We start from the raw sequence: 23,441 nt of genomic DNA on the forward strand, positions 1-23,441 counted from the left end.
ACCCCTGTCTAGATGACAAAAAAGATAAATTCACATCCAGAGCCCAGTTTGCATGAGGCTCGGCCACGTCCAAAAACGGTTAACCACCGAAATGCGACAACAACGCCAGAGATGCGTCAATTTATCCAACAATCCGATTATAGCGTCAGTCAATTAGCTAAAATTCTTAATATCAGCGAAGCCACTGTCCGCAAATGGCGCAAGCGTGAGTCAATCGATAACACCCCTAATACCCCACATAAACTCAATACCACGCTATCGCCGATGGAGGAGTACGTGATGTTAGGTCTGCGTTACCAATTAAAAATGCCATTAGACCGATTGTTAACCGTCACGCAAAAGTTTATTAATCCTAATGTATCTCGCTCAGGCTTAGCGCGCTGTCTAAAGCGTTATGGCGTGTCAAAACTCGATGACTTTGATAGCCCTTCTGTGCCAGAAAAATTCTTCAGCCAACTCCCTATTACCCAGGGAGCCAATATTAAAACCTATACCGTAAACCCTCAAACATTAGCTGATACCTTAGCGCTACCGAGTCCAGATCATGACAATGTAGTTCAGGTCGTGTCCTTGAGCATTCCCCCGCAACTCACAGAACAACAAGGCTATTGTGTTCTATTAGGGGTCGATTTTAAGTCTGACTGGGTTTACTTAGACATCTATCAAGACAGCCATACCCTGGCGAGTAATCGCTATATGGCTTATGTGCTAAAGCACGGACCGTTTTATCTTAGAAAATTATTAGTACGAAACTATCACACTTTTCTTGCTCGTTTTCCTGGAGCAAGTCAATCAGCCGCTAATGCAGCTGCACCCCAACACCCGGTAACTGAACCTCAGTTATCAAACGGAGACTCAAATGAGCCAATCCAGTAATATCGACAAGCGTTTAAACAAACGCTTAAAAGACATGCCTGTCGCCATTGTCGGCATGGCGAGTATATTTGCCAATTCGCGTTACCTAAATAAATTTTGGGATTTAATCAGCGAAAAAATCGACGCCATTGTTGATATTCCAGACAGCCATTGGAACGCAGACGATTACTACGATGCCGATAAATCTGCACCAGATAAAAGCTACTGTAAACGGGGTGGTTTTTTACCTGAAGTCGATTTCAATCCAATGGAATTTGGCCTGCCACCTAACATCTTAGAATTGACAGACACTTCGCAACTATTGTCGCTAGTAGTAGCAAAGGAAGTGTTAGCCGATGCCGGTGTTGATGCGCAATACGATACGGACCGCATTGGGATTACGTTGGGCGTGGGCGGCGGACAAAAAATCAACCACAGCTTAAGTGGTCGTTTACAATATCCTGTACTCAAAAAAGTATTCAAAAACAGTGGTATTAGTGATGCCGACAGCGAAATGCTGATTAAAAAGTTTCAAGACCAATACATCCACTGGGAAGAAAACTCATTCCCAGGTTCTCTTGGCAACGTGATTGCTGGCCGTATTGCTAACCGATTTGACTTAGGCGGCATGAACTGTGTAGTCGATGCGGCTTGTGCAGGCTCGTTAGCGGCAATGCGCATGGCAATTACCGAATTGGTTGAAGGTCGCAGTGACATGATGATCACAGGCGGCGTGTGTACCGACAACTCACCGTCGATGTACATGAGCTTTTCAAAAACCCCAGCATTTACCACCAATGACACCATTCAACCGTTTGATATCGATTCAAAAGGTATGATGATTGGTGAAGGTATTGGCATGGTGGCGATTAAACGCCTTGAAGATGCTGAGCGTGATGGCGATAAAATATATGCGGTAATTAAAGGCATAGGCGCTTCATCTGACGGTAAATTTAAGAGTATTTATGCGCCCCGCCCTGAAGGCCAGGCAAAAGCATTAAAGCGTGCATACGATGACGCAGGCTTTGCTCCGCACACAGTAGGACTCATTGAAGCGCACGGTACAGGTACCGCTGCTGGTGATGTTGCCGAATTTAACGGCTTAAAATCAGTCTTTGCTGAAGATAATGACACTCAACAACACATCGCGCTTGGGTCGGTAAAGTCTCAGGTGGGCCACACCAAATCAACCGCAGGTACAGCTGGATTAATTAAAGCCGCATTAGCACTGCACCATAAAGTATTGCCTCCGACGATTAATGTGAGTGAGCCACATCCTAAATTGGGTATTACTGACTCACCGTTTTACCTCAACACAGAAACGCGTCCATGGTTGCCACGTCCTGACGACACTCCACGACGTGCGGGTATCAGCTCGTTTGGTTTTGGTGGCACTAACTTCCACATTGTGTTGGAAGAGTACCGTCAAGATCACGCTCGTAATGACAAATATCGTCAACGCGCGGTGCCGCAAAGTTTGTTAATCAGTGCTGACAACAAAGCTGCACTGCACAGTAAACTGACTGAGCTACAAGCTGAAATTGCTGTCATCGATGCAAGCGAAGCTAATAGTCAGGAACTGGCATTAACTGAACTTGGCCAACGCTTTGCCATTACAGAAATTGCGCCAACGGCAGCACGTTTAGGCTTGGTTGCGGCTTCAATTGCTGACTTAACAGTGCAGCTCGCTCAAGCCCTAGCACAGTTAACCAACAATGATGCCGATAACTGGCAATTACCCACTGGCGCAAGCTATCGCAGTGCCAGTTTAGTTAATAACAATGCAGCACCTAAGGTGGCTGCACTGTTTGCTGGTCAAGGGGCTCAATACGTCAACATGGCGACAGAGCTTGCGTGTTTTTATCCTGAAATGCGCCAACAAGTCATGCTAGCCGACAAAGTATTTGCTAAGCATAAGCAAACGCCATTGTCGCAAATTATGTACCCTATACCGGTATTTTCGGCAGATGGAATTGCTGCACAACAAGCTGCATTAACCAACACCGCCTATGCACAAAGTGCCATAGGTGCAGTCAGCATGGGCCAATTTGCGTTATTCACTCAAGCGGGTTTTAGTCCTGACATGGTTGCAGGACACAGTTTTGGTGAACTGTCAGCATTATGTGCTGCAGGTGTGATTAACCAAGATGATTATTATCAATTGGCTTTTGCTCGTGGCCAATCCATGTCGGCAACCCCCGCAGATCAAGATCCAGGCGTAATGTACGCAATTATTGTCCCTGCTCAATCAGCCGAAAATGGTGTCAACCAATTAGAACAATGCATCAGTGCATTTGACGGTGTAAAAGTCGCTAACTACAACGCGCCAACGCAATTAGTCATTGCTGGGCCGACAGATACTTGTGCTAATGCAGCTAAAGCAATTACTGCAGAGTTAGGATTTAAAGCCATTGCATTACCCGTGTCTGGTGCTTTCCACACACCATTAGTTGGCCACGCGCAAAAGCCTTTTGCGAAAGCAATTAGCAAGGTTAAGTTTGCGAAACCTAAAGTGGCGTTATATGCCAACAGTACAGGTCAACTTCAACCAAGCGACGGCAAAGCAATTCAAGCCGCCTTTAGCGAACATATGCTGCAATCGGTACGTTTCAGTGAGCAACTCGTTGCCATGTACGATGCTGGCGCACGTGTATTTGTTGAATTTGGACCTAAAAATATTTTACAGAAACTGGTTGAAGCGACTTTAGGCAACAAGCCTGAAGCCGTCAGTGTTGTTAGCCTAAACCCTAACCCAAAAGGAAGCAGCGATACTCAGCTGCGCTTAGCGGCTTCGCAATTAGCGGTATTAGGTGTGACATTAACTGAGGTTGACCCTTATCAAGCGCCGTTGGCTGAACTTGCAAAAGAGTCTCCAATGAACGTTAAGCTCACCGCAAGTAACTACATTAGCCCAAGCACACAAGCCAAAATGAACAAGTCATTACAAAATGGCGAAGTCACCAGTAAGACAGTGGAAGTACCTGTCGAGAAAATTGTGGAAAAAATAGTGGAAAAACAAGTGATCAAAACCGAATACGTTGAAGTGGCCAGTGCACCTACTGCATCAACTCACGAGCCTCTTACACAAGCGACTATCTCACACGCCACTGCGCAGCCAGCGCAGGCTAATGCTCCAATAAGCAACGACAGCTTAAGTGCGTTTTTTGCCGCTCAGCAACAAACCGCCACTTTACATCAGCAGTTTTTAGCGATTCCACAGCAATATGGCGATACGTTCAATAGCTTGATGACAGCACAAGCTCAAATGGCATCATCTGGGGTTGCTATCCCAGAAAGCTTGCAACGCTCGATGGAACTATTCCACCAGCATCAAGCGCAAACATTGCAAAGCCACACACAATTTTTAACGCTGCAAGCACAAACCAGTCAAGCAGCATTGGCCATGTTACAAGGACAAGCACTTTCGGTCCCTGTAAACACATTTGCCAATACCGCCGCAGCGCCACAAGTGGCTGCAACACCTGTTGCTTCAACCCAAATACCAGTGATGACTCAAGCTGCTGTGTCAGTACCTGTTGCATCAGTGACTGCAACACCAGCACCGACATCCGTAGCAGTACCTGAGCCTATCGATCAAGTGACTCAACCAACTGCATCTATACTAGCAACAACACCTGTTACAAGTGCATCAGCAGGATTATCTGCTGACACGGTCCAACAGACCATGATGGCAGTAGTTGCCGATAAAACCGGCTACCCAACTGAAATGCTTGAACTTGGCATGGACATGGAAGCCGATCTAGGTATCGACTCAATCAAGCGAGTGGAGATTTTAGGTACGGTGCAAGATGAGTTACCAGGCTTACCAGAGCTCAGCCCAGAAGATTTAGCCGAATGTCGCACCCTAGGTGAGATTGTTAATTATATGCAATCTAAGCTGTCTGCCGCGCCAGCGCCTGTATCGACTCAAACCGCTAGCGCACCTGTAGCACAAGTAACAACTTCGCCAACATCAGGTTTAAGTGCCGATACCGTATTAACCACTATGATGGCAGTGGTGGCCGACAAAACCGGTTACCCAACGGAAATGCTTGAACTTGGCATGGATATGGAAGCCGACTTAGGTATCGACTCAATTAAACGTGTTGAGATTTTAGGCACAGTGCAAGATGAGCTACCGGGCTTGCCAGAACTCAACCCTGAAGATTTAGCAGAGTGTCGCACTTTGGGTGAGATTGTTGACTATATGCAATCTAAGTTATCAGCTGTGCCAGCTCAAGCGTCCCCTGCTCAAGCATCAGGTTTAAGCGCTGAGACCGTATTGAATACCATGATGGCAGTAGTCGCTGACAAAACAGGTTACCCTGCTGAAATGCTCGAACTGACCATGGACATGGAAGCCGACTTAGGTATCGACTCAATCAAGCGCGTCGAGATTTTAGGCACAGTGCAAGATGAGTTACCGGGCTTGCCAGAACTCAACCCTGAAGATTTAGCTGAGTGTCGCACCTTGGGTGAGATTGTTGACTACATGCAATCAAAGCTTGCACCAGTACAGGAATCGACAATGCCAGCCACAGTAGCCGCATCTACTCAAGCGATAACAGTCCAAACGTCTCCAGCTCAAGCATCAGGCTTAGGCGCTGAGACCGTACTGAATACCATGATGGCAGTAGTCGCTGATAAAACCGGTTACCCTGCTGAAATGCTCGAACTGACCATGGACATGGAAGCTGACTTGGGTATCGACTCAATCAAGCGAGTGGAGATTTTAGGCACAGTGCAAGATGAGTTACCGGGTTTACCAGAACTCAACCCAGAAGATTTAGCTGAATGTCGTACTTTAGGTGAGATTGTTGACTACATGCAATCAAAGCTTGCACCAGCAACGGCTCAAGCATCAGCAGTGGTATTGTCCGGCTTAAGCGCAGAAGTCGTACTGACCACCATGATGACTGTCGTTGCCGATAAAACCGGTTATCCTGCTGAAATGTTAGAGCTCACCATGGACATGGAAGCAGATCTTGGCATCGACTCAATCAAGCGTGTGGAGATTTTAGGCACAGTACAAGATGAGCTACCGGGTTTACCAGAACTCAACCCTGAAGATTTAGCAGAGTGTCGCACCCTAGGTGAGATTGTCAGTTATATTCAAGGTAAGCTAGGTGCACCAGCCTCTGCTACCGTTACGGCAACATCGAGTACTGAAGTTATCGATACATCTGACTTACCGCCACACAGCGGGGTAGCGCTAAAAAAGTTGCCAGCGGCGGATAAACTAGATGCATGTTATTCAACAAACAGCTGCATTGTCATCACAGATGACGGTCATAATGCAGGTGTACTTGCTGAAAAACTTCATGCTAAAGGATTAACCGTCGCCGTTATTCGTAACCCAGAAACCATCAGCACAGCTCACTCGCCTTTAAGCAGCGACATCAGCAGCTATGCCTTAACCAATATTGATGATGTCGCCATTGCCAAGGTAATAAGTGAGATTAGCGCTAAACACCCTATTGCGGGTTTTGTGCACTTACAACCACAGTTTAACGCAGACAGCAAAGACTTAGTCAGTTGTAATGTGGCAGCAAAAGCCGCTGTTGATAACGCCTTTTTATGGGCGAAACATCTGCATGCTGAATTTACTAAGCCACTACAATCCCGCATGAGTTACTTTACCGTAAGTCGTATCGATGGTGGCTTTGGCTACCTTGATAGTGCAGCACTAAGTAAAGCTGAATTAAACCAATCGGCACTGTCTGGCCTCACCAAAACCTTAAGCCATGAATGGCCAAATGTGTTCTGCCGCGCGCTTGATATCGCCAATAACATTGATGCCAAAACGTTTGCCAATGCCATTATCGCTGAACTGTTTGATGTTAATGGTGAAGCACCCAGTGCTAAACGCATTACCGAAGTGGGGATCAGCCAGCAAGGCCGCGCAACGTTAACTGCTGCGAGTAGACCTAACAATAGCGCAAGCTATCCTGCCGCCCAGCTTACATCACAAGACAATGTGCTCGTCACCGGCGGCGCTAAAGGTGTCACCTTTGAATGTGCGCTTACACTGGCAAAACAGAGTAAATCACACTTTGTATTAGCCGGTCGCAGTCAGCACCTTGGCAATAACATGCCAGCTTGGGCGCAAGGTAAACAAGCCTCAGAGCTGAAAGCAGCAGCCATTAGTTACATTCAATCTCAAGGTGACAAGCCAACACCAAAGCAAATTGATGCATTAGTGTGGCCAGTACAAAGTAGCTTAGAGATTGACCGTGCCCTCGCCGCCTTTGCCAAGGTAGGTGCCAGCGCCCAATATGTTGCTATGGATGTCAGCAACACTGACTCAGTCAAGGCAACATTAGCGGCATTAACCAATGCAAAAGGTTCAGCGCTTGTAATACACGGTGTTATTCATGGTGCTGGCGTATTAGCAGATAAGCACATTCAAGACAAAACCTTAGATGAGCTAAACCGCGTGTACAATACCAAGGTCACTGGGGGGGCGAGCATTATTAACGCGCTTGAACCACAACAAATCAAATTGATTGCTATGTTCTCATCGGCTGCCGGCTTTTATGGCAATACAGGTCAAAGTGACTATGCCATGTCGAATGAAATTCTCAATAAAACGGCATTGAAATTAGCTGCGCAATTGCCGCAAGCCAAAGTCATGAGCTTTAACTGGGGCCCCTGGGACGGCGGAATGGTGAGTTCTGCGCTGAAAAAAATGTTTGTTGAACGTGGCGTATATGTGATCCCACTTGAAGCTGGCGCCAACTTATTTGCTCATAGCTTATTAAGCTCGCAAGGCGTGCAGATGTTAATTGGTTCAGATATGCAAGGTTCTGCTTCACAGGATGCTACTGCAAAAAAGCCTAATGCGAACACTTTGCCGCACGCAGAGGGTTCGCTGACGTTTTCTGCGTCATATTTGGCTACAGACAGCAAAACCATTACGGTAACTCGTGTGCTTCAGCGTAATGAGCTTGAATTTGTAAACGATCACCGTATTGCCGGCAACCCAGTGTTGCCGACAGTGTGTGCCATTCAGTGGATGCGCGAAACCGCACAAACCTTGTGCCATATGCCAGTGTCTATTGCTGACTACAAATTACTCAAAGGGGTGATTTTTGACACCGACCAGGCACATTTACTGCAGCTGCAACTTACTCAAACTGACACAGGCTTAAGTGCGTTGATTTCAAGCTGTGTGTTAAACGAGCCTGACACAACAATGAAACCACAATACCAGGCAACATTAGTCGTCAATGATGCGCTAACGCCCACCGCAGTTGCTCAGTCGCCATTATCGGCAACCATGCTGCAACAGTTAGCGCAGATGCCAACCATACAGGCTGGCAACACCTTGTATCAAAATGGCACCTTGTTCCATGGGCCGCGTTTGCAGGGTATTAAGAAAGTGTTGAGTTTTGATGATGAACAGCTGGTGTGCCAGGTTAAGTTACCGCTCATTGATCTTGCCGACTGCCCAGGCTTTGCGCCATCATCAGTCGCGGGTGGCAGCCAACTGTTTGCCGAAGATTTGCTGTTACAGGCCATGTTGGTTTGGGCAAGGCTCAAATACGATGCCGCCAGTTTGCCGTCATCAATGGGCCAATTTATCACGGTAGCCCCCTTTGTCGGTGGCGATCAGGGTTACATTCAACTTGAGGTGTTAAAGCACAGCGGTAGAATGTTAATGGCTAATGTGAGTTTGTACCATCAAGATGGACGCTTAAGCTGTCAGATGCGTGAGGCTAAAATCACCATTAGCAAAACGCTTAATCAGGCCTTTATCAATCAGCATGAGAATCCGTCTGCGAACCAGCACAGCAAGGATACCGTGTGACCTTTTCAGTAAACGCGATGTCCACAGACCAGCAAGCAGCGTTAACTGTAGAGTTAATCGCGGCTCTAAAACAACAACAAGCCAAGCCAATGCGCCTGGCCTTGTTGTTGACTGCGCCAGAACCCACTAGTACAAGCCACCTGTCCATAACTCGTCTGGCAATAGCATCTCAGTCTGTCGCGAGCTATTTGCTAGAGAACCTGCTGTTAGAAGCGGCAAGTTTGCTTGGCAATCACAGCTACGACATGGTGAATATGGGCGATAAGCTGTGGATTATGCCGGCAATCACTGCGGCTAAAAATGGCTTACACGCTCATGCATATTTAAACGGCATAGGTTGTGGTGATAACACCGAGCAAGCAATAGTTCAAGCACTCGCTCATGCCAAAAGACAACATACCCAACCTCAAGCTGTAGAGTTAACCCAGGCCAATAATGCACTCAATGCATTGGTCGCGCTTATCGAAGACATTGCCTATCGACGCGTACCGAACAGTCAAGATTTTTGGTTTACGCCAGCACATCAAAGCCGCGTTGCCAGCTTGTGTTACCCAAGCAACATCGGTGTGCTCGCTTTAGTACTTACACAGGGCAGTCAATTGCGTAGTGCTAAACCTTTATTAGCAGCAAACCGATTAATGCTGCCATTATCAGCACAAAACATCGCTCAGCTGCACAAGCAATTAACAACCATTTGCGACGTACTAAGCGAGCCATGCGATGAACTAAGCCTGCTGAAGTTTCTCCGCCATCAATGGCAACAATACCAATCGCAAGCCCCCTATGCCTTGGTGTTAATGGCGACGAATCAAAGCGGTTTACAACAAGAAGCCTGCGCCATGCTCGCGGCACTTGAGGCACTTGAGGCACAGCCAACTCAACACGACACAACGCTTAATAACAAAACATTAAACTACAAAACGCCAGCAGGCAGTTGCTTTACCGCTTCGCCATTAGGCGCCAACGGGCTTAGTTTTGTCTACCCTGGTGTTGGCACGGTTTACCCGCAGATGTTTAGCCAACTCGGTCATGCTTTTCCTCAAGCATTTACCAATTTAGAAGCGCAAGGCGACTTGCCGGCAATGCTGCAAACTCAAGCGGTTTATGCAACGAAAGAGAAAAACAACAACCACATGAGTCTCAGTGAACTTGCCATTGCAGGCGTGGGGGCTAGTTACATGCTCAGTAAAATATTGCAGGATGAATTCGAAATAACACCACGCTTCGCTTTAGGTTACTCCATGGGCGAAGCCGCCATGTGGGCCAGTTTAGGCGTATGGCAAACACCACAAAAACTGATTGAAGCAACCCAAAATAGCAGTATTTTTAATCAAGATATATCAGGCGAGCTTCGCTGTGTGAGGCAAGCTTGGCAATTAGCAAACGATGAACCCATTGTATGGAATAGTTTTGTTACCCGCGCCACGGTTGCCGATATCAACCCGCATTTAGCCGATTACCCTCGCGCTTATATTGCCATTGTTCAAGGTGACAGCTTAGTGTTAGCCGGTTGCGAACAGAGCTGTAAAGCATTACTAAAACAAGCCGGTAAACGTGGTATTGCCGCCAATAGAGTCACGGCAATGCACACCCCTGCTGCGCTCAATATTATTGACAATGTAAAGCAGTTTTATATGCAGCCATTAGCAGTAACACAGCCCACTTCGACTCAATTTTTATCGGCAGCCCAAACACAGCCCGTTGAATTAACATCGCACGCTATTGCCCAGTCGATTGCCGACACCTTTTGTCATCCACTGGACTTTAGCCAGCTTATCAGCGACTCGATTAGCCAGGGCTGTCGTTTATTCGTCGAAGTCGGCGCCGACAGACAAACAGCCACCTTGATCGATAAAATTATTGGCCAACAAACAACCGATGTGCAGGCGCAAGCGTTGGCCGTCAATGCCAAAGGCGCAGACGACATTAGCAGTTTATTAAAATGTTTAGCCCAGTTAATGACCCACAGAGTACCTATGTCATTAACCCCGTTTATGCAAAGCTTAAACGAAGCCATCGAACAACAAACCTTATTCATTGCCGCCAACAGCCTAGCTGTTGGACATGCTGACACTTTATTAGAAGGAGAACCTCATTGAGTTCTCAAGCTGCTCCCAAAATAGCCATCGTAGGCTTAGCCAATCAATATCCCGATGCCAATACCCCGGCAAAGTTTTGGCAAAATTTACTTGATAAAAAAGATTCCCGTAGTCAAATTAATGCGCAGAAACTCAATGCGACACCAAACGACTATATTGGCGTGCAGGGTCAGTCAGATCGATTTTATTGTGATAAAGGCGGATACATTCAGGATTTCAGCTTTAATCCTGATGGTTATCATATCGATAACAATGCGTTTAACGGCTTAGACGACAGCTTTTTATGGGCCACAGATACGGCACGTAATGCCCTAGCCGATGCGGGAATTAACGATCTTAATCATCCAAGTTTGCAGCGCACCGGCATTGTGATGGGTACGTTGTCGTTCCCAACCGCTAAGTCAAACCAGTTGTTTGTACCGCTTTACCACAGCGTGGTCGAAAAAGCCTTACAAACCAAATTACAGCAGCCTAATTTTGTGTTGCGAGATTTTGGTTTAGCCGCACAAAACGAGCAATACAATTGGCGTAATGGCGCAGTGGCTCACAATGCCTCAAAGCTTGTGGCAGATGCCTTAGGCCTTGGCGGTGCGCAATTAAGCCTTGATGCCGCCTGCGCAAGTTCAGTTTACGCATTAAAGCTGGCCTGTGATTATTTGCATACAGGCAAAGCCGACATGATGCTTGCTGGCGCAGTGTCTGGCGCAGACCCCTTTTTTATCAACATGGGTTTTTCGATTTTTCATGCCTATCCAGACCACGGTATTTCAGCGCCGTTTGACAGTAACAGCAAAGGCTTATTTGCCGGTGAAGGTGCTGGCGTATTAGTACTTAAACGCCTTGAAGATGCAAAGCGTGATGGCGACCAGATTTATGCCCTCGTTAGCGGTATTGGTTTATCAAACGACGGTAAAGGCCAGTTTGTCCTTAGCCCAAACAGTAAAGGCCAGGTGCAAGCATTCGAGCGAGCATATCGTGAAGCTGCCTCATTTGACTCAAGCATTACCCCTGCCAGCATTGAAGTCATTGAGTGCCATGCCACTGGGACGCCATTAGGCGACAAAGTTGAGTTAACTTCAATGGAGCGCTTTTTTGAAGATAAACTCAATGGCACTGCTACGCCATTGATTGGTTCTGCCAAATCTAACCTAGGTCATTTACTGACCGCAGCAGGCATGCCTGGCATCATGAAAATGATTTTTGCCATGCGTGAAGGCGTGCTACCACCGAGTATTAATATCAGCGCGCCTATCGCCTCTCCTAATGGCTTATTTGGTCAGGCAACGCTGCCAAATGAAGTCCTCCCTTGGCCAGATAAAGCCGGTAATAGCACTCGTCATGCTGGTGTATCGGTATTTGGTTTTGGTGGTTGTAATGCCCACCTGTTATTAGAATCCTACTCTGAAACAGCGGTAAAATCGCCAACCTCAAGTAAAATGGTTAACGCCAGCGAGCAGCCGATGCACATTACCGGTATGGCAGCTCACTTTGGCCAGTGCAGTAGCATCAATCAGCTTGCTGAGCGTATTCGCGCCAAACAAAACTTGTTTAGTACATTACCTACTCAGCGCTGGAAAGGCATCAACAAGCATCCAGAGCTATTAGCCAAATATGGTATTGATCAGGTACCTCATGGCGCTTACATTGATCAATTCGACTTTGACTTTTTACGCTTCAAAGTGCCACCTAATGAAGATGACAGACTAATATCGCAGCAGTTGTTACTGATCAAAGTCGCTGACGAAGCCATTGTGAATGCGAACCTCAAACCCGGCAGCAAAGTAGCCGTGTTAGTGGCAATGGAAACGGAATTAGAATTACATCAATTCCGTGGTCGAGTAAACTTACACAGCCAGCTCGCGCAAAGCTTAGCTGCTCAGGGTGTTGAGCTTACCAACGATGAATACCTGGCCCTTGAAGCTATCGCCATGGATAGCGTGCTCGATGCAGCCAAATTAAACCAATACACCAGTTTTATTGGTAATATTATGGCGTCGCGCATTTCATCATTATGGGACTTTAACGGCCCGGCCTTTACTATTTCGGCCGCTGAACAATCGGTTAATCGCTGTATTGATGTAGCGCAAAACTTGTTTGCCATGGGCTCACTCCAAGAGCCGTTAGATGCGGTGATTATTGCAGCGGTTGATTTATCTGGCAGCATAGAAAACTGTTTACTCAACAATGCAAACCTTGTGTCTGCCGGCTTAAAAACAAATAGTTTTCAAATAGGTGAAGGTGCTGGCGCAATTGTATTGCAGCAAAATCATCCAACCGACAGCTTTGCCAGTATTAATGACGTACAGTTTGCCAAGCAAGATCAACTTAAGCTCGAGCAAGCCTGCGATATTAACGAACTTAACATAGCACCACTTTGCCAACAGTCTAATTTTGGACAGCAATTAACCAGCCAGTTAACTCAACTGGCTAAGCCAAATAGCATTACAAGCGCGCAGCATGTGATGGGCCATACCTTTGCCGCTTCAGGCATGGCAAGCTTGCTCAATGCGCTTATACAAAGCCAGCAGATACAACAAGCTGACATTAGTGCACAAGTGATTAGCGCCAGTGAAAATCAATACTCACACATTGCCTTAACGCTCAATCAACTACAACAACAGGCGCTAGCAAGTCGCTTAACACAGCCACTCACACAACAACTGACTAAAAGCGCCAAACTGAGTTTGATTAAACAAGTTAGTTTAGGCGGCCGCGATATCTATCAACATATTGTCGACAGCCCAGTTGCTGCAATCGATAATATTGTTAGCCAATGCGCGTCGATTAAACCCGTTTCAGTGGAACAAGCCCCAACAAAAATGAATATAAACGAGCCCACTATGCCCGCAAGTCATTCAGCAGATATTCCAGATACGCAAACAGCAAACCGTACACATTCGACTCAAGGAATGAGCCAGGCTATTCCACCCGCGCACTTAACAGCATTTCAGCAAAACCAATGGTTAGCACAACAAGCACACCTGGCCTTTTTAGCCAGTCGCGAGGCGGGATTAAAAGTCGCCGACAGTTTGTTAAAATCACAACTGGCTTCGATAACATCGACGACAAGCGCACAAACAATAGCGCCAACGTTAGCAACCAAAACGCCAGCTGAACATTACGTTAAAGCTCAGTCGGTACTTGCAGAACGTAAACCGAATCATGCGCAGGTTCCGGCTTACACAGCCCCCATTCCAGCGGATAAACCGTGTATTTGGAACTACGCCGATTTAGTGGAATATGCCGAAGGCGATATCGCCAAGGTGTTTGGCCCAGACTACGCTATCATCGACAGCTATTCACGCCGCGTGCGCTTACCGACCACCGACTACTTATTGGTGTCTCGAGTGACCAAACTCGATGCCACTATTAATCAATACAAACCTTGCTCAATGACCACAGAATATGACATCCCTGTTGATGCGCCGTATCTGGTTGACGGTCAAATTCCCTGGGCGGTGGCGGTTGAGTCTGGCCAGTGCGATTTAATGCTGATTAGCTATTTAGGCATCGATTTTGAAAACAAAGGCGAGCGCGTTTATCGCCTACTCGACTGCACCTTGACCTTCCTAGGTGATTTACCGCGTGGTGGCGACACTTTGCGTTATGACATTAAAATCAATAATTTTGCCCGCAATGGCGACACATTATTGTTTTTCTTCTCGTACGAATGTTTCGTTGGCGACAAGATGATTTTGAAAATGGACGGCGGTTGCGCAGGCTTCTTTACCGATAAAGAATTGTCCGATGGCAAGGGCGTTATCCAAACCGAAGATGAGCTTAAACTGCGCCAACAAGTGCTTAACAACCCAAATAAACCGACATTTGCCCCCTTACTACACTGCGCACAAACCGCTTTTGATTATGGCCAAATCCACCATTTATTAACCGGCGATATTGGCAGCTGTTTTGGCGGCGAACACGTTGGCCATCAACTGCAAACGGGCATGCAAAAGTCGCTGTGTTTTGCGTCTGAAAAGTTCTTGATGATTGAGCGCGTAAGCAATTTACAAGTGAGCGGCGGCACATGGGGTCTTGGTCTAGTTGAAGGCCACAAACAATTAGCCCCAGACCATTGGTATTTCCCGTGTCATTTCCAGGGCGATCAGGTAATGGCGGGTTCGTTAATGGCTGAAGGTTGTGGCCAATTACTGCAATTCTTTATGTTGCATATTGGTATGCATACGTTAGTTGAAAACGGCCGTTTCCAGCCGCTCGAAAATGCCTCACAAAAAGTGCGTTGTCGTGGCCAGGTGTTACCGCAACACGGCGAGTTAACTTACCGTATGGAAGTTACCGAAATCGGTATTTCACCACGTCCATATGCTAAAGCCAATATTGATATTTTGCTTAATGGCAAAGTAGTAGTCGATTTTCAAAACCTCGGGGTGATGATCAAAGAAGAAGCGCAATGCACCCGCTACCTTGGCGACTCAATGGCTAATACCAGCACCAAGTCAACAGCAGATACAACAAATCAAACACCGACTGGCACAAACAGCTCAGCCAACCAGCAAGATATCGCTCCTCTAATGGCGAAAATAGCCGACACCAGTGCGCCAACCAATAAAGGCGTTATCCCGCTTAAACACGTTGCAGCGCCGCAAGTCAGCGCTGATTCTAAATACGCTAACCGCGTGCCTGATACCGTGCCTTTTACGCCGTATCATATGTTTGAATTTGCTACTGGCGATATTGAAAAATGCTTTGGGCCAGACTTTAGCATCTATAAAGGGCTTATCCCGCCGCGTACACCTTGCGGTGATTTGCAATTAACCACCCGCGTTATCGACATTAACGGTAAGCGTGGCGAATTGAAAAAACCATCATCGTGTATTGCTGAATATGAAGTGCCAACAGATGCATGGTATTTTGCCAAAAATAGCCATCAGGCGGTAATGCCATATTCGGTATTAATGGAAATATCATTACAGCCTAATGGTTTTATTTCAGGCTATATGGGCACCACGTTAGGCTTCCCAGGGCTGGAGTTGTTTTTCCGTAACCTCGATGGTCACGGCACCTTGTTGCGCCATGTGGATTTACGCGGTAAAACCATCGTTAACGATTCACGCCTATTGTCTACCGTCATTGCAGGCAGCAATATTATTCAAAACTTTACTTTTGATTTAAGTGTTGATGGCGAACCGTTTTACACAGGTGGTGCCGTGTTTGGTTACTTTAAAGGTGACGCGCTTAAAAACCAGCTCGGTATCGATAACGGTAAAATTACCCACCCCTGGCATGTCGATAATAACGTCGCAGCTGACACAACAGTCAACTTGCTCGATAAAAAATCGCGGGTGTTTAATGCGCCTGCACACCAACCACATTACCGCCTAGCGGGTGGTCAGCTCAATTTTATTGACACTGCAGAGATCGTTAATAACGGCGGTAAATACAATCAAGGCTATTTGGCAGCATCACGCACCATAGACCCGAGTGATTGGTTCTTCCAATTCCATTTCCATCAAGATCCGGTAATGCCTGGCTCATTAGGCGTTGAAGCTATCATCGAGTTAATGCAAACTTACGCGATCACCAACGACTTAGGTGCGGGTTTTACTAATCCTAAATTCGGCCAGATTTTGTCTGATATAAAATGGAAATATCGCGGCCAAATTAATCCGCTTAACAAACAAATGTCGTTAGATGTGCACATCAGCGCAGTGAAAGACGAAAACGGTAAACGTATCATCGTTGGCGATGCCAATTTAAGTAAAGATGGTTTACGCATTTACGAAGTTAAAGACATCGCTATTTGTATTGAAGAAGCCTAGCTTTTCAAGGAAAAAATAATGACAACCCAAATCAAAAACGAAAAGCTTTCTCCATGGCCTTGGCAAGTGAGCCAGCAGCACGTCAGTTTTGACCCTGCAGGAATGAACAAAAAACTCAAAGATTTATCACAAGCTTGCTATGTGGTTAATGATAATCAACAAGGCTTAGGCGTCGCGCAACAAGCCCAGGTGGTGACCGATGCAATTACAGCAGCTAACGCGTTACCTGTCAGCGCCTTTGCCCCTGCCCTTGGCACCCAAAGTCTAGGTGACAGCAACTTTCGCCGTGTGCACGGAGTAAAATACGCCTATTACGCAGGTGCTATGGCTAACGGTATTGCCTCTGAAGAACTGGTCATCGCATTAGGTCAAGCTGGTATTTTATGTTCATTCGGCGCAGCAGGACTCATTCCCTCACGTGTGGAGCAAGCCATTGAGCGCATTCAAACTGCCCTGCCAAATGGCCCCTATGCATTTAACTTAATCCATAGCCCAAGTGAACCAGCACTAGAGCGCGGCAGCGTAGAGCTATTTTTAAAGCACAAAGTGCGCACTGTTGAAGCCTCAGCCTTTTTAGGCTTAACGCCGCAAATAGTGTATTACCGCGCAGCGGGATTAAGCCGTGATGCTCATGGTGATATTCAAATAGACAACAAAGTCATCGCCAAAATTAGCCGTACAGAAGTGGCGATTAAGTTTATGCAGCCAGCACCAGTAAAAATGCTGCAACAGCTACTGGATGATGGTTTAATCAGCGCAGAACAGATGGAGCTAGCACAATTAGTGCCTATGGCAGATGACATTACTGCAGAAGCCGATTCTGGCGGTCACACAGATAACCGTCCATTAGTAACCTTGTTGCCAACCATTTTGGCGTTAAAAGATGAAGTCCAGGCACAATATAACTACAAAACACCTATTCGTGTCGGTGCTGGCGGTGGCGTGGGTACGCCCGACGCAGCTCTAGCAACCTTTAATATGGGTGCGGCGTTTATTGTAACAGGTTCAATTAACCAGGCTTGCGTAGAAGCTGGCGCCAGTGAACATACGCGTAAGTTATTGGCCACCACAGAAATGGCCGATGTGACCATGGCACCTGCGGCCGATATGTTCGAAATGGGCGTTAAGTTGCAAGTGGTTAAGCGCGGAACCCTTTTCCCGATGCGCGCTAACAAACTGTATGAGATTTATACTCGTTATGACTCAATAGAAGCGATTCCGGTTGATGAGCGTGAAAAGCTTGAAAAACAAGTGTTTCGCTCAAGCCTAGATGATATTTGGGCGGGCACGGTGGCGCATTTTAATGAGCGCGACCCTAAGCAAATCGAGCGTGCTAAAGATAACCCTAAACGCAAAATGGCACTGATTTTCCGCTGGTACCTTGGCTTATCAAGCCGCTGGTCGAATACAGGAGAAACAGGCCGTGAAATGGATTATCAAATTTGGGCAGGCCCTGCACTTGGCGCATTTAACGCCTGGGCTAAAGGCAGCTACTTAGACGACTATACTCAGCGTCACGCCGTCGATTTAACCAAGCATTTAATGCATGGCGCAGCTTATTTAGCACGAGTAAACTTATTGACGGCTCAAGGCGTTAGCCTACCGGTTGCCTTACAGCGCTGGCGTCCGGCGGATCAAGTGAAATAGTCTGAGTTCAAGATAATAGGAACGATAATGAGCGACACACAAAAACTCGATTTTTCAGCGGTAAATGGCCCGACATTGGCATCATTTAACCAACAAAAAAACCTGATCAAGCGCATGCTAAAAGGCAACAGCGCCACTTGTGCCGACTGCAATAAACCTCTCACATTGCAATTACCGCCCAACAGTAAAAATGCCAAGCCAAATGCTAAAGCCCCCGGCATTTATTGCGTTAAAGGCTGTACCGATATTGAGCTCGACATGGAAGCTGTCGCGTTGATGAGATAACCCGTTAGATTGGGATTTAGACGTTTATAAAAAGACCCTCTTCGCTAAGAGGGTCTTTTTGCTTTTAACACATTTTATTCAGTCAGACTGCCATTGCTTGGTTAACATGGCTTGGCCACAAAGCTCAGTCATTGATTTTTCGCCAGACAATACCGTTTCAAAGACTTCAAACGGCACATTTGACCACAGGCTAATTTCAAAAGAAGTATTAGTACAAACAGCGCCAACGCCTTTTGGGGTACCTGTCATCACAATATCACCGTCATTTAAGCTCATAAACTCACTGATGGCAGCAAACATAGCTTTGGGCTGATAGGTCATTAATTGCTGATGTCCAAGCTGAGTCAACACGCTATCAATGGATAATTGAAAGCACCAATCTTGTGGGTCTCCCGTCATTGGAACAAACTCACTAAATAATGCTGAACCATCAAACGCTTTACTGCGTTCCCACGGCAAGCCCTGCTTTTTGAGTTTGCCTTGCAATTCACGCTTGGTCATATCAAGCCCAACGCCGACCGCGCTAAATTGACCATCTTTAACCATAAAACACAGCTCGGCTTCATAATGAAGCGTTTCATCTAGCTCGCTGCGTAGCGTGTCAGTAATGGCTGAATTAGGCTTTAGAAATACTACCATATCATCTGGAATGTCATTGCCTAGCTCATGAATATGGTCTACGTAATTACGCCCAATACACACAATTTTTGATGGTGTAACAAGAGTTAACTCACCATTAGCTTGCTTTAATACGACATCTTTTACACTCACATTGACCTCGATTTTCATGATAACTGACATGACTTTACAAGCATGACATTAGAATTGACGTTGATGAATAAAAAGCTTAATTACGGCTTTGCTTACCAATAACAAAGAAGCAATACATCTTTACGATAAACACTGTAATAAATACCGTTGCAAGATTGCATTACCTAACAACAGCATTTACATTTAATTAACAAAATATCGATATAGCAAGACCACAACAATAATCACTGCTATCACAGTGAACATAATAACAAGAGACACTCAATGACTATGCTTATGCTAACAATCAAACAAAAAGTTGCACTGGGGTTTGCTTCTATCGGCATATTATTACTTGCTGGAAGCAGTTTCTTTTATCGTTCTCTCAGCCAGATCCAAACTGCCAATAATAATATTGAAATATTGGCAGTCCCCGTACAAAACCAATCTAATGCATTGCAAATAACCTTGCTTAAAATGGCCAAAACAGAGAGTTTGGCTTATTCGCAAATAGGTAATGACAATATTGCTATTAGTTTTAAGCAATTTAATGGCTTACAGCAAGAGTTTTCTGGCGCATTAGTGGATTTATCGGCAAAAGTGGCTAATCATCCTCAAATGAATCAAGCACTCAGCCAAGCTAAAAACATATACCAGCAATATGCCGAAGCATCGCAAACCATGTTTAATGCCAAGATGGCTATTGAGCAAAGTAAAAATGATTTTAGTTCACTCAAAAATCAATTTGATAATCTCAAAATAGATGCTAGTAACAACATGATTGATTTAGAAATTGTTGAAGCACCTGCCGGAGAATCGCAATTGTTAGAAGCCGTTATCGGTTCAGGTGTTCGTATTGATGACATGCTGTTTACCTTAGGCAACACTGTCACCGAACTGGGTCGCTTAACAACAGCAGAGGCGGTTGAAGTTCATAAGCAAGATGTGGCTATGTTGCTTGGCAATATCACTACCAATACTAACTACTTAAAACAACAAGCGGCATCGCTTCCTGTAGATAAATTGTTGACCGACTTTGATGCCAATTTAGAGAAACTGTTAATTTTAGTCGATACCCCAGGTGACTTGTACAATGCACAAATGAAAGTGGTAAAGCAATTTCAGCAAGCAGAGTTGAGCTATACACAATCTAATCAATTATTTGAATCAACAAACCAACAATTAGGTCTGCTAGTGCAACTGGCTAATCAAGGCTTTAACGAGATGCAAATGCTCGCTATCGATGAGGTGACTACCGCTAAAACATTAGCCATATTAATGGCCGTTGTATTTGTGTTGATGGCAGGCTTTATTTATTACTTCACTTCTAATGCAATGTTAGGACCGTTAAAGGCCAGTAATCGTGCATTGTCGCGCATAGCCAGTGGCGATTTATCGCGCCGTTTAACAAAGCGAAATGACGATGAATTTGGCGAACTCATGGATAACATCAATAAATTATCTGATGACTTGACCGATTTATTGCAAGACATAAACCGTGATGCTCACTTACTTGATGACGCAGCTATTCGCTCACAAGATCAAAGCCAAAAAATATCCCATTCAGCATTGGGACAAATTAATAATATCAATCAAGCTAAACAATTGGCCGAACAAATTCATCACAGCTCAATGACCGTAAATGAACAGGCCTTAGAATCAGAACAACATGTTAAATTAGCATTTGTACAAGGAGCTCAAGTTAAAACAATTGCCAATGATAACCGTATTCGTATTGATACCTTATCAAAAGGCTTAGGCGACTCGGTCAATATAATGACTAAATTAAGTCAACATAGCGACAATATTGGTGGAATTTTAACGACCATTAGTGCCATTGCAGACCAAACTAACTTACTGGCATTAAACGCGGCTATTGAAGCAGCTAGAGCCGGTGAACATGGTAGAGGGTTTGCAGTTGTGGCCGATGAGGTACGCTCCCTTGCTTCTCGAACTCAGTTATCGACAGCTGAAATCCAAACTATGATCAGTGCATTGCAGCAAGAAACCACAAAAGCAGTAAAGGCGATATCTCAGGGCCAAAATCAAGCCAATGAATGTGTACAACAAGGTCAATCATTACATGATGCTATTGAACAAATTGAAGCGGCATTAGGGATTATTAATGGCATGAGTCAAAGCATTACCCAGGCAGCAGACCAACAAGTGAATTACAGCCAACGCATTGAACAAACTATGACAGAAACCGCTGCGGCTGCAACGCAAAATGCCGATGAGTCGACCACAATGACTCAAAGAAGTCAGCAGTTAAACAAATTGGCTCATTCATTAACCGCTTCGGTAGAACGATTTAAGCTGTAAAGCCCAAATCAACATATCGACCAACAACAAAAAAGGCCAAACTGAAAACAGTATGGCCTTTTGTTAATCTAAACTTAGTTCACATTTATTTTTTACCTAACGTACCTACAGCAAAGCGGCGAATGATTGATCGCACCATTAATACTGATTGTCCAAGCTCATTACTATTGTGCAGGGATTTTTGTGATGACTCTTTAGTGATCTCGGCAGAGTCTGCAATATCAATAATTTGCTGGTTAATGTGTTCAGCGACGGCACTTTGCTGCTCAACAGCGGCTGACATGTCTAATGTTAATTGAGTAATCTGCTGCACAGATTGATTAATAGAAGATAACGCAATACGAGTTTTATCGACTATATCAACGCCATTAACGGCAGCTTGTTCACCTTTGACCGACACTTGCACTGCATTTTCTGCACGCTTGGTAAGCACATTTACAATCCGGTGAATTTTGTCAGTCGACTCTCGTGTTTTTATCGCTAAAGAACGCACTTCATCTGCTACGACGCTAAATCCGCGACCTTGATCGCCTGCTCTAGCCGCTTCAATGGCTGCGTTTAATGCCAGTAAGTTGGTTTGATCTGCAATACTTGAAATCAAGCTAGCAGCTTGGCCTATTTCAACCGTCGACTCTGATAACTCGCGTACAGTAGTCGCAATATCAGCAACTGAAATATTGAGTTGATCAATTGCATGTTTTGCTTGATCTGCAAGCATCGCACCTGCGTTGACGTTTTCTAGAGCATCTTTAGCGCTATCCGCATTGCGTTCAACATTGGTCGAAACCTCTTGAATCGCAGTCGACATTTGCGTAATAGCTGAAGCAATTTGTTGCGTCGCAAGGCTTTGATGCGCGACGGCTTTTGCAGAAGATTCTGCCTCAATTTGAGTGTGCTCAACAATACCATCTAATGACCTGGCAGCATCCTCAATCCGTGTCATTGCTGTGCGGCAACGAGCTACTTCGCAACCTAACGCTAACTTAGCCTGTGCTTTGGCTCCAAAATCATCAAAATACGTTTCAGCAACCGTTAAGTCTGTAAATGAACTGGGGTTAAGCTTAACCACGTCAAACCAATCTTGCTGTTGTTTATATCCGCTCCACGCTGTTGAAATAATTAATGTCAGTAAACCAACAGCACCGGCCGAGATCCCCCAAAGCTCAAATAACACCGAGGTTAAAAGGAGCATGGGTAACCATATAGGTACCAGCTTAATAGCATGATGTTTTAGCTTTGCAGTGAGTGGCCTAGGTGATTTATTGTTTCTAATCCGTGCATAAGCTGTTTCTGCTCGCTCAATCTCACCTGGTAATGCGACGATTCGAACAGACTCAAAACCAGCCACTTTATTGTTGTCAAAAATAGGTGTTACAAATGCACTAACCCAATAGTGATCACCATTTTTTCGTCTATTTTTAACGAGTCCCACCCACACGTTACCCGCAGCAATACATGCCCACATTTCTTTAAACACATCACTTGGCATATCAGGATGTCGCACAAGGTTATGTGGTTTACCAATTAACTCACTTTTTTCAAAGCCACTTACTTCTACGAAGGCATCATTACAATAGGTAATGTGACCACGTAAATCGGTACCAGAAATAAGGCGTAAATGTTCATCAAAATGATATTGTTTTTGGGTCACGGGTTGATTATTGCGCATAGGCACGGACATCCTTGTCTTAGAGAGTAATGAAGGTTTAATCGCTTTCAAATTGATAGCATCACTTGCTGTAAATGCTATCTAGTTATTCAAAAGGTTATAAGGAGAAGCTTAATCAATGATTAATAATATAGCGTTAAATGGTGAAAACACAACACCTTGTTTTTTAAAAGCTTAACATCCGTATCCAATTGAAATTTATCAAATAAATAACAATTAACACC

General features: G+C 45.3%; 9 protein-coding genes. 7 read left to right on the forward strand and 2 right to left on the reverse strand.

The window, feature by feature from the left end:
- Window positions 1-12 precede the first annotated feature (12 nt).
- The 6 genes from IEY40_RS18520 to IEY40_RS18545 are packed head-to-tail and all read left to right on the forward strand — an operon-like array spanning window position 13 to window position 18,476.
- Window positions 13-876: a helix-turn-helix domain-containing protein gene (locus IEY40_RS18520; RefSeq protein WP_188958851.1), complete on the forward strand. Its 864-nt coding sequence runs from the start codon at window positions 13-15 to the stop codon at window positions 874-876.
- A complete protein-coding gene (locus tag IEY40_RS18525) occupies window positions 860-8,665 on the forward strand; it encodes a type I polyketide synthase (RefSeq protein ID WP_188958853.1) in 7,806 nt (2,601 codons plus the stop codon). The genes IEY40_RS18520 and IEY40_RS18525 overlap by 17 nt, the downstream gene beginning before the upstream one ends.
- Window positions 8,662-10,764, forward strand: a complete 2,103-nt coding sequence (locus tag IEY40_RS18530; protein ID WP_188958855.1) for a PfaB family protein — start codon at window positions 8,662-8,664, stop codon at window positions 10,762-10,764. Before IEY40_RS18525 ends, IEY40_RS18530 begins: the two co-directional genes overlap by 4 nt.
- Window positions 10,761-16,544 (forward strand): hotdog fold thioesterase, encoded by a 5,784-nt coding sequence (locus tag IEY40_RS18535; protein ID WP_188958857.1) that lies wholly within the window; start codon window positions 10,761-10,763, stop codon window positions 16,542-16,544. The genes IEY40_RS18530 and IEY40_RS18535 overlap by 4 nt, the downstream gene beginning before the upstream one ends.
- An 18-nt stretch (window positions 16,545-16,562) precedes the next feature.
- Window positions 16,563-18,191 (forward strand): eicosapentaenoate synthase subunit PfaD, encoded by a 1,629-nt coding sequence (gene pfaD / locus IEY40_RS18540; RefSeq protein WP_188958859.1) that lies wholly within the window; start codon window positions 16,563-16,565, stop codon window positions 18,189-18,191.
- 27 nt (window positions 18,192-18,218) lie between these two features.
- Complete coding sequence (locus tag IEY40_RS18545) at window positions 18,219-18,476, forward strand: hypothetical protein (RefSeq protein ID WP_188958861.1); 258 nt, start codon at window positions 18,219-18,221, stop codon at window positions 18,474-18,476.
- 78 nt (window positions 18,477-18,554) lie between these two features.
- On the opposite strand, the gene IEY40_RS18550 is transcribed toward IEY40_RS18545, so the two are convergent.
- Entirely contained in the window at window positions 18,555-19,265 is a 711-nt protein-coding gene (locus tag IEY40_RS18550) for a fumarylacetoacetate hydrolase family protein (protein WP_188958863.1), read from the reverse strand.
- 252 nt (window positions 19,266-19,517) lie between these two features.
- On the opposite strand from IEY40_RS18550, the gene IEY40_RS18555 reads away from it, so the two are divergent.
- Window positions 19,518-21,548, forward strand: coding sequence for a methyl-accepting chemotaxis protein (locus IEY40_RS18555; protein WP_188958937.1), 2,031 nt, complete (start codon window positions 19,518-19,520; stop codon window positions 21,546-21,548).
- A gap of 85 nt (window positions 21,549-21,633) precedes the next feature.
- Here the strand turns inward: IEY40_RS18555 and IEY40_RS18560 are convergent, their stop codons facing one another.
- A complete protein-coding gene (locus tag IEY40_RS18560) occupies window positions 21,634-23,217 on the reverse strand; it encodes a methyl-accepting chemotaxis protein (RefSeq protein WP_188958865.1) in 1,584 nt (527 codons plus the stop codon).
- Window positions 23,218-23,441: the final 224 nt, after the last annotated feature.

Origin of the sequence: Shewanella ulleungensis (assembly GCF_014648315.1) — a bacterium.
GTDB lineage: Bacteria > Pseudomonadota > Gammaproteobacteria > Enterobacterales > Shewanellaceae > Shewanella > Shewanella ulleungensis.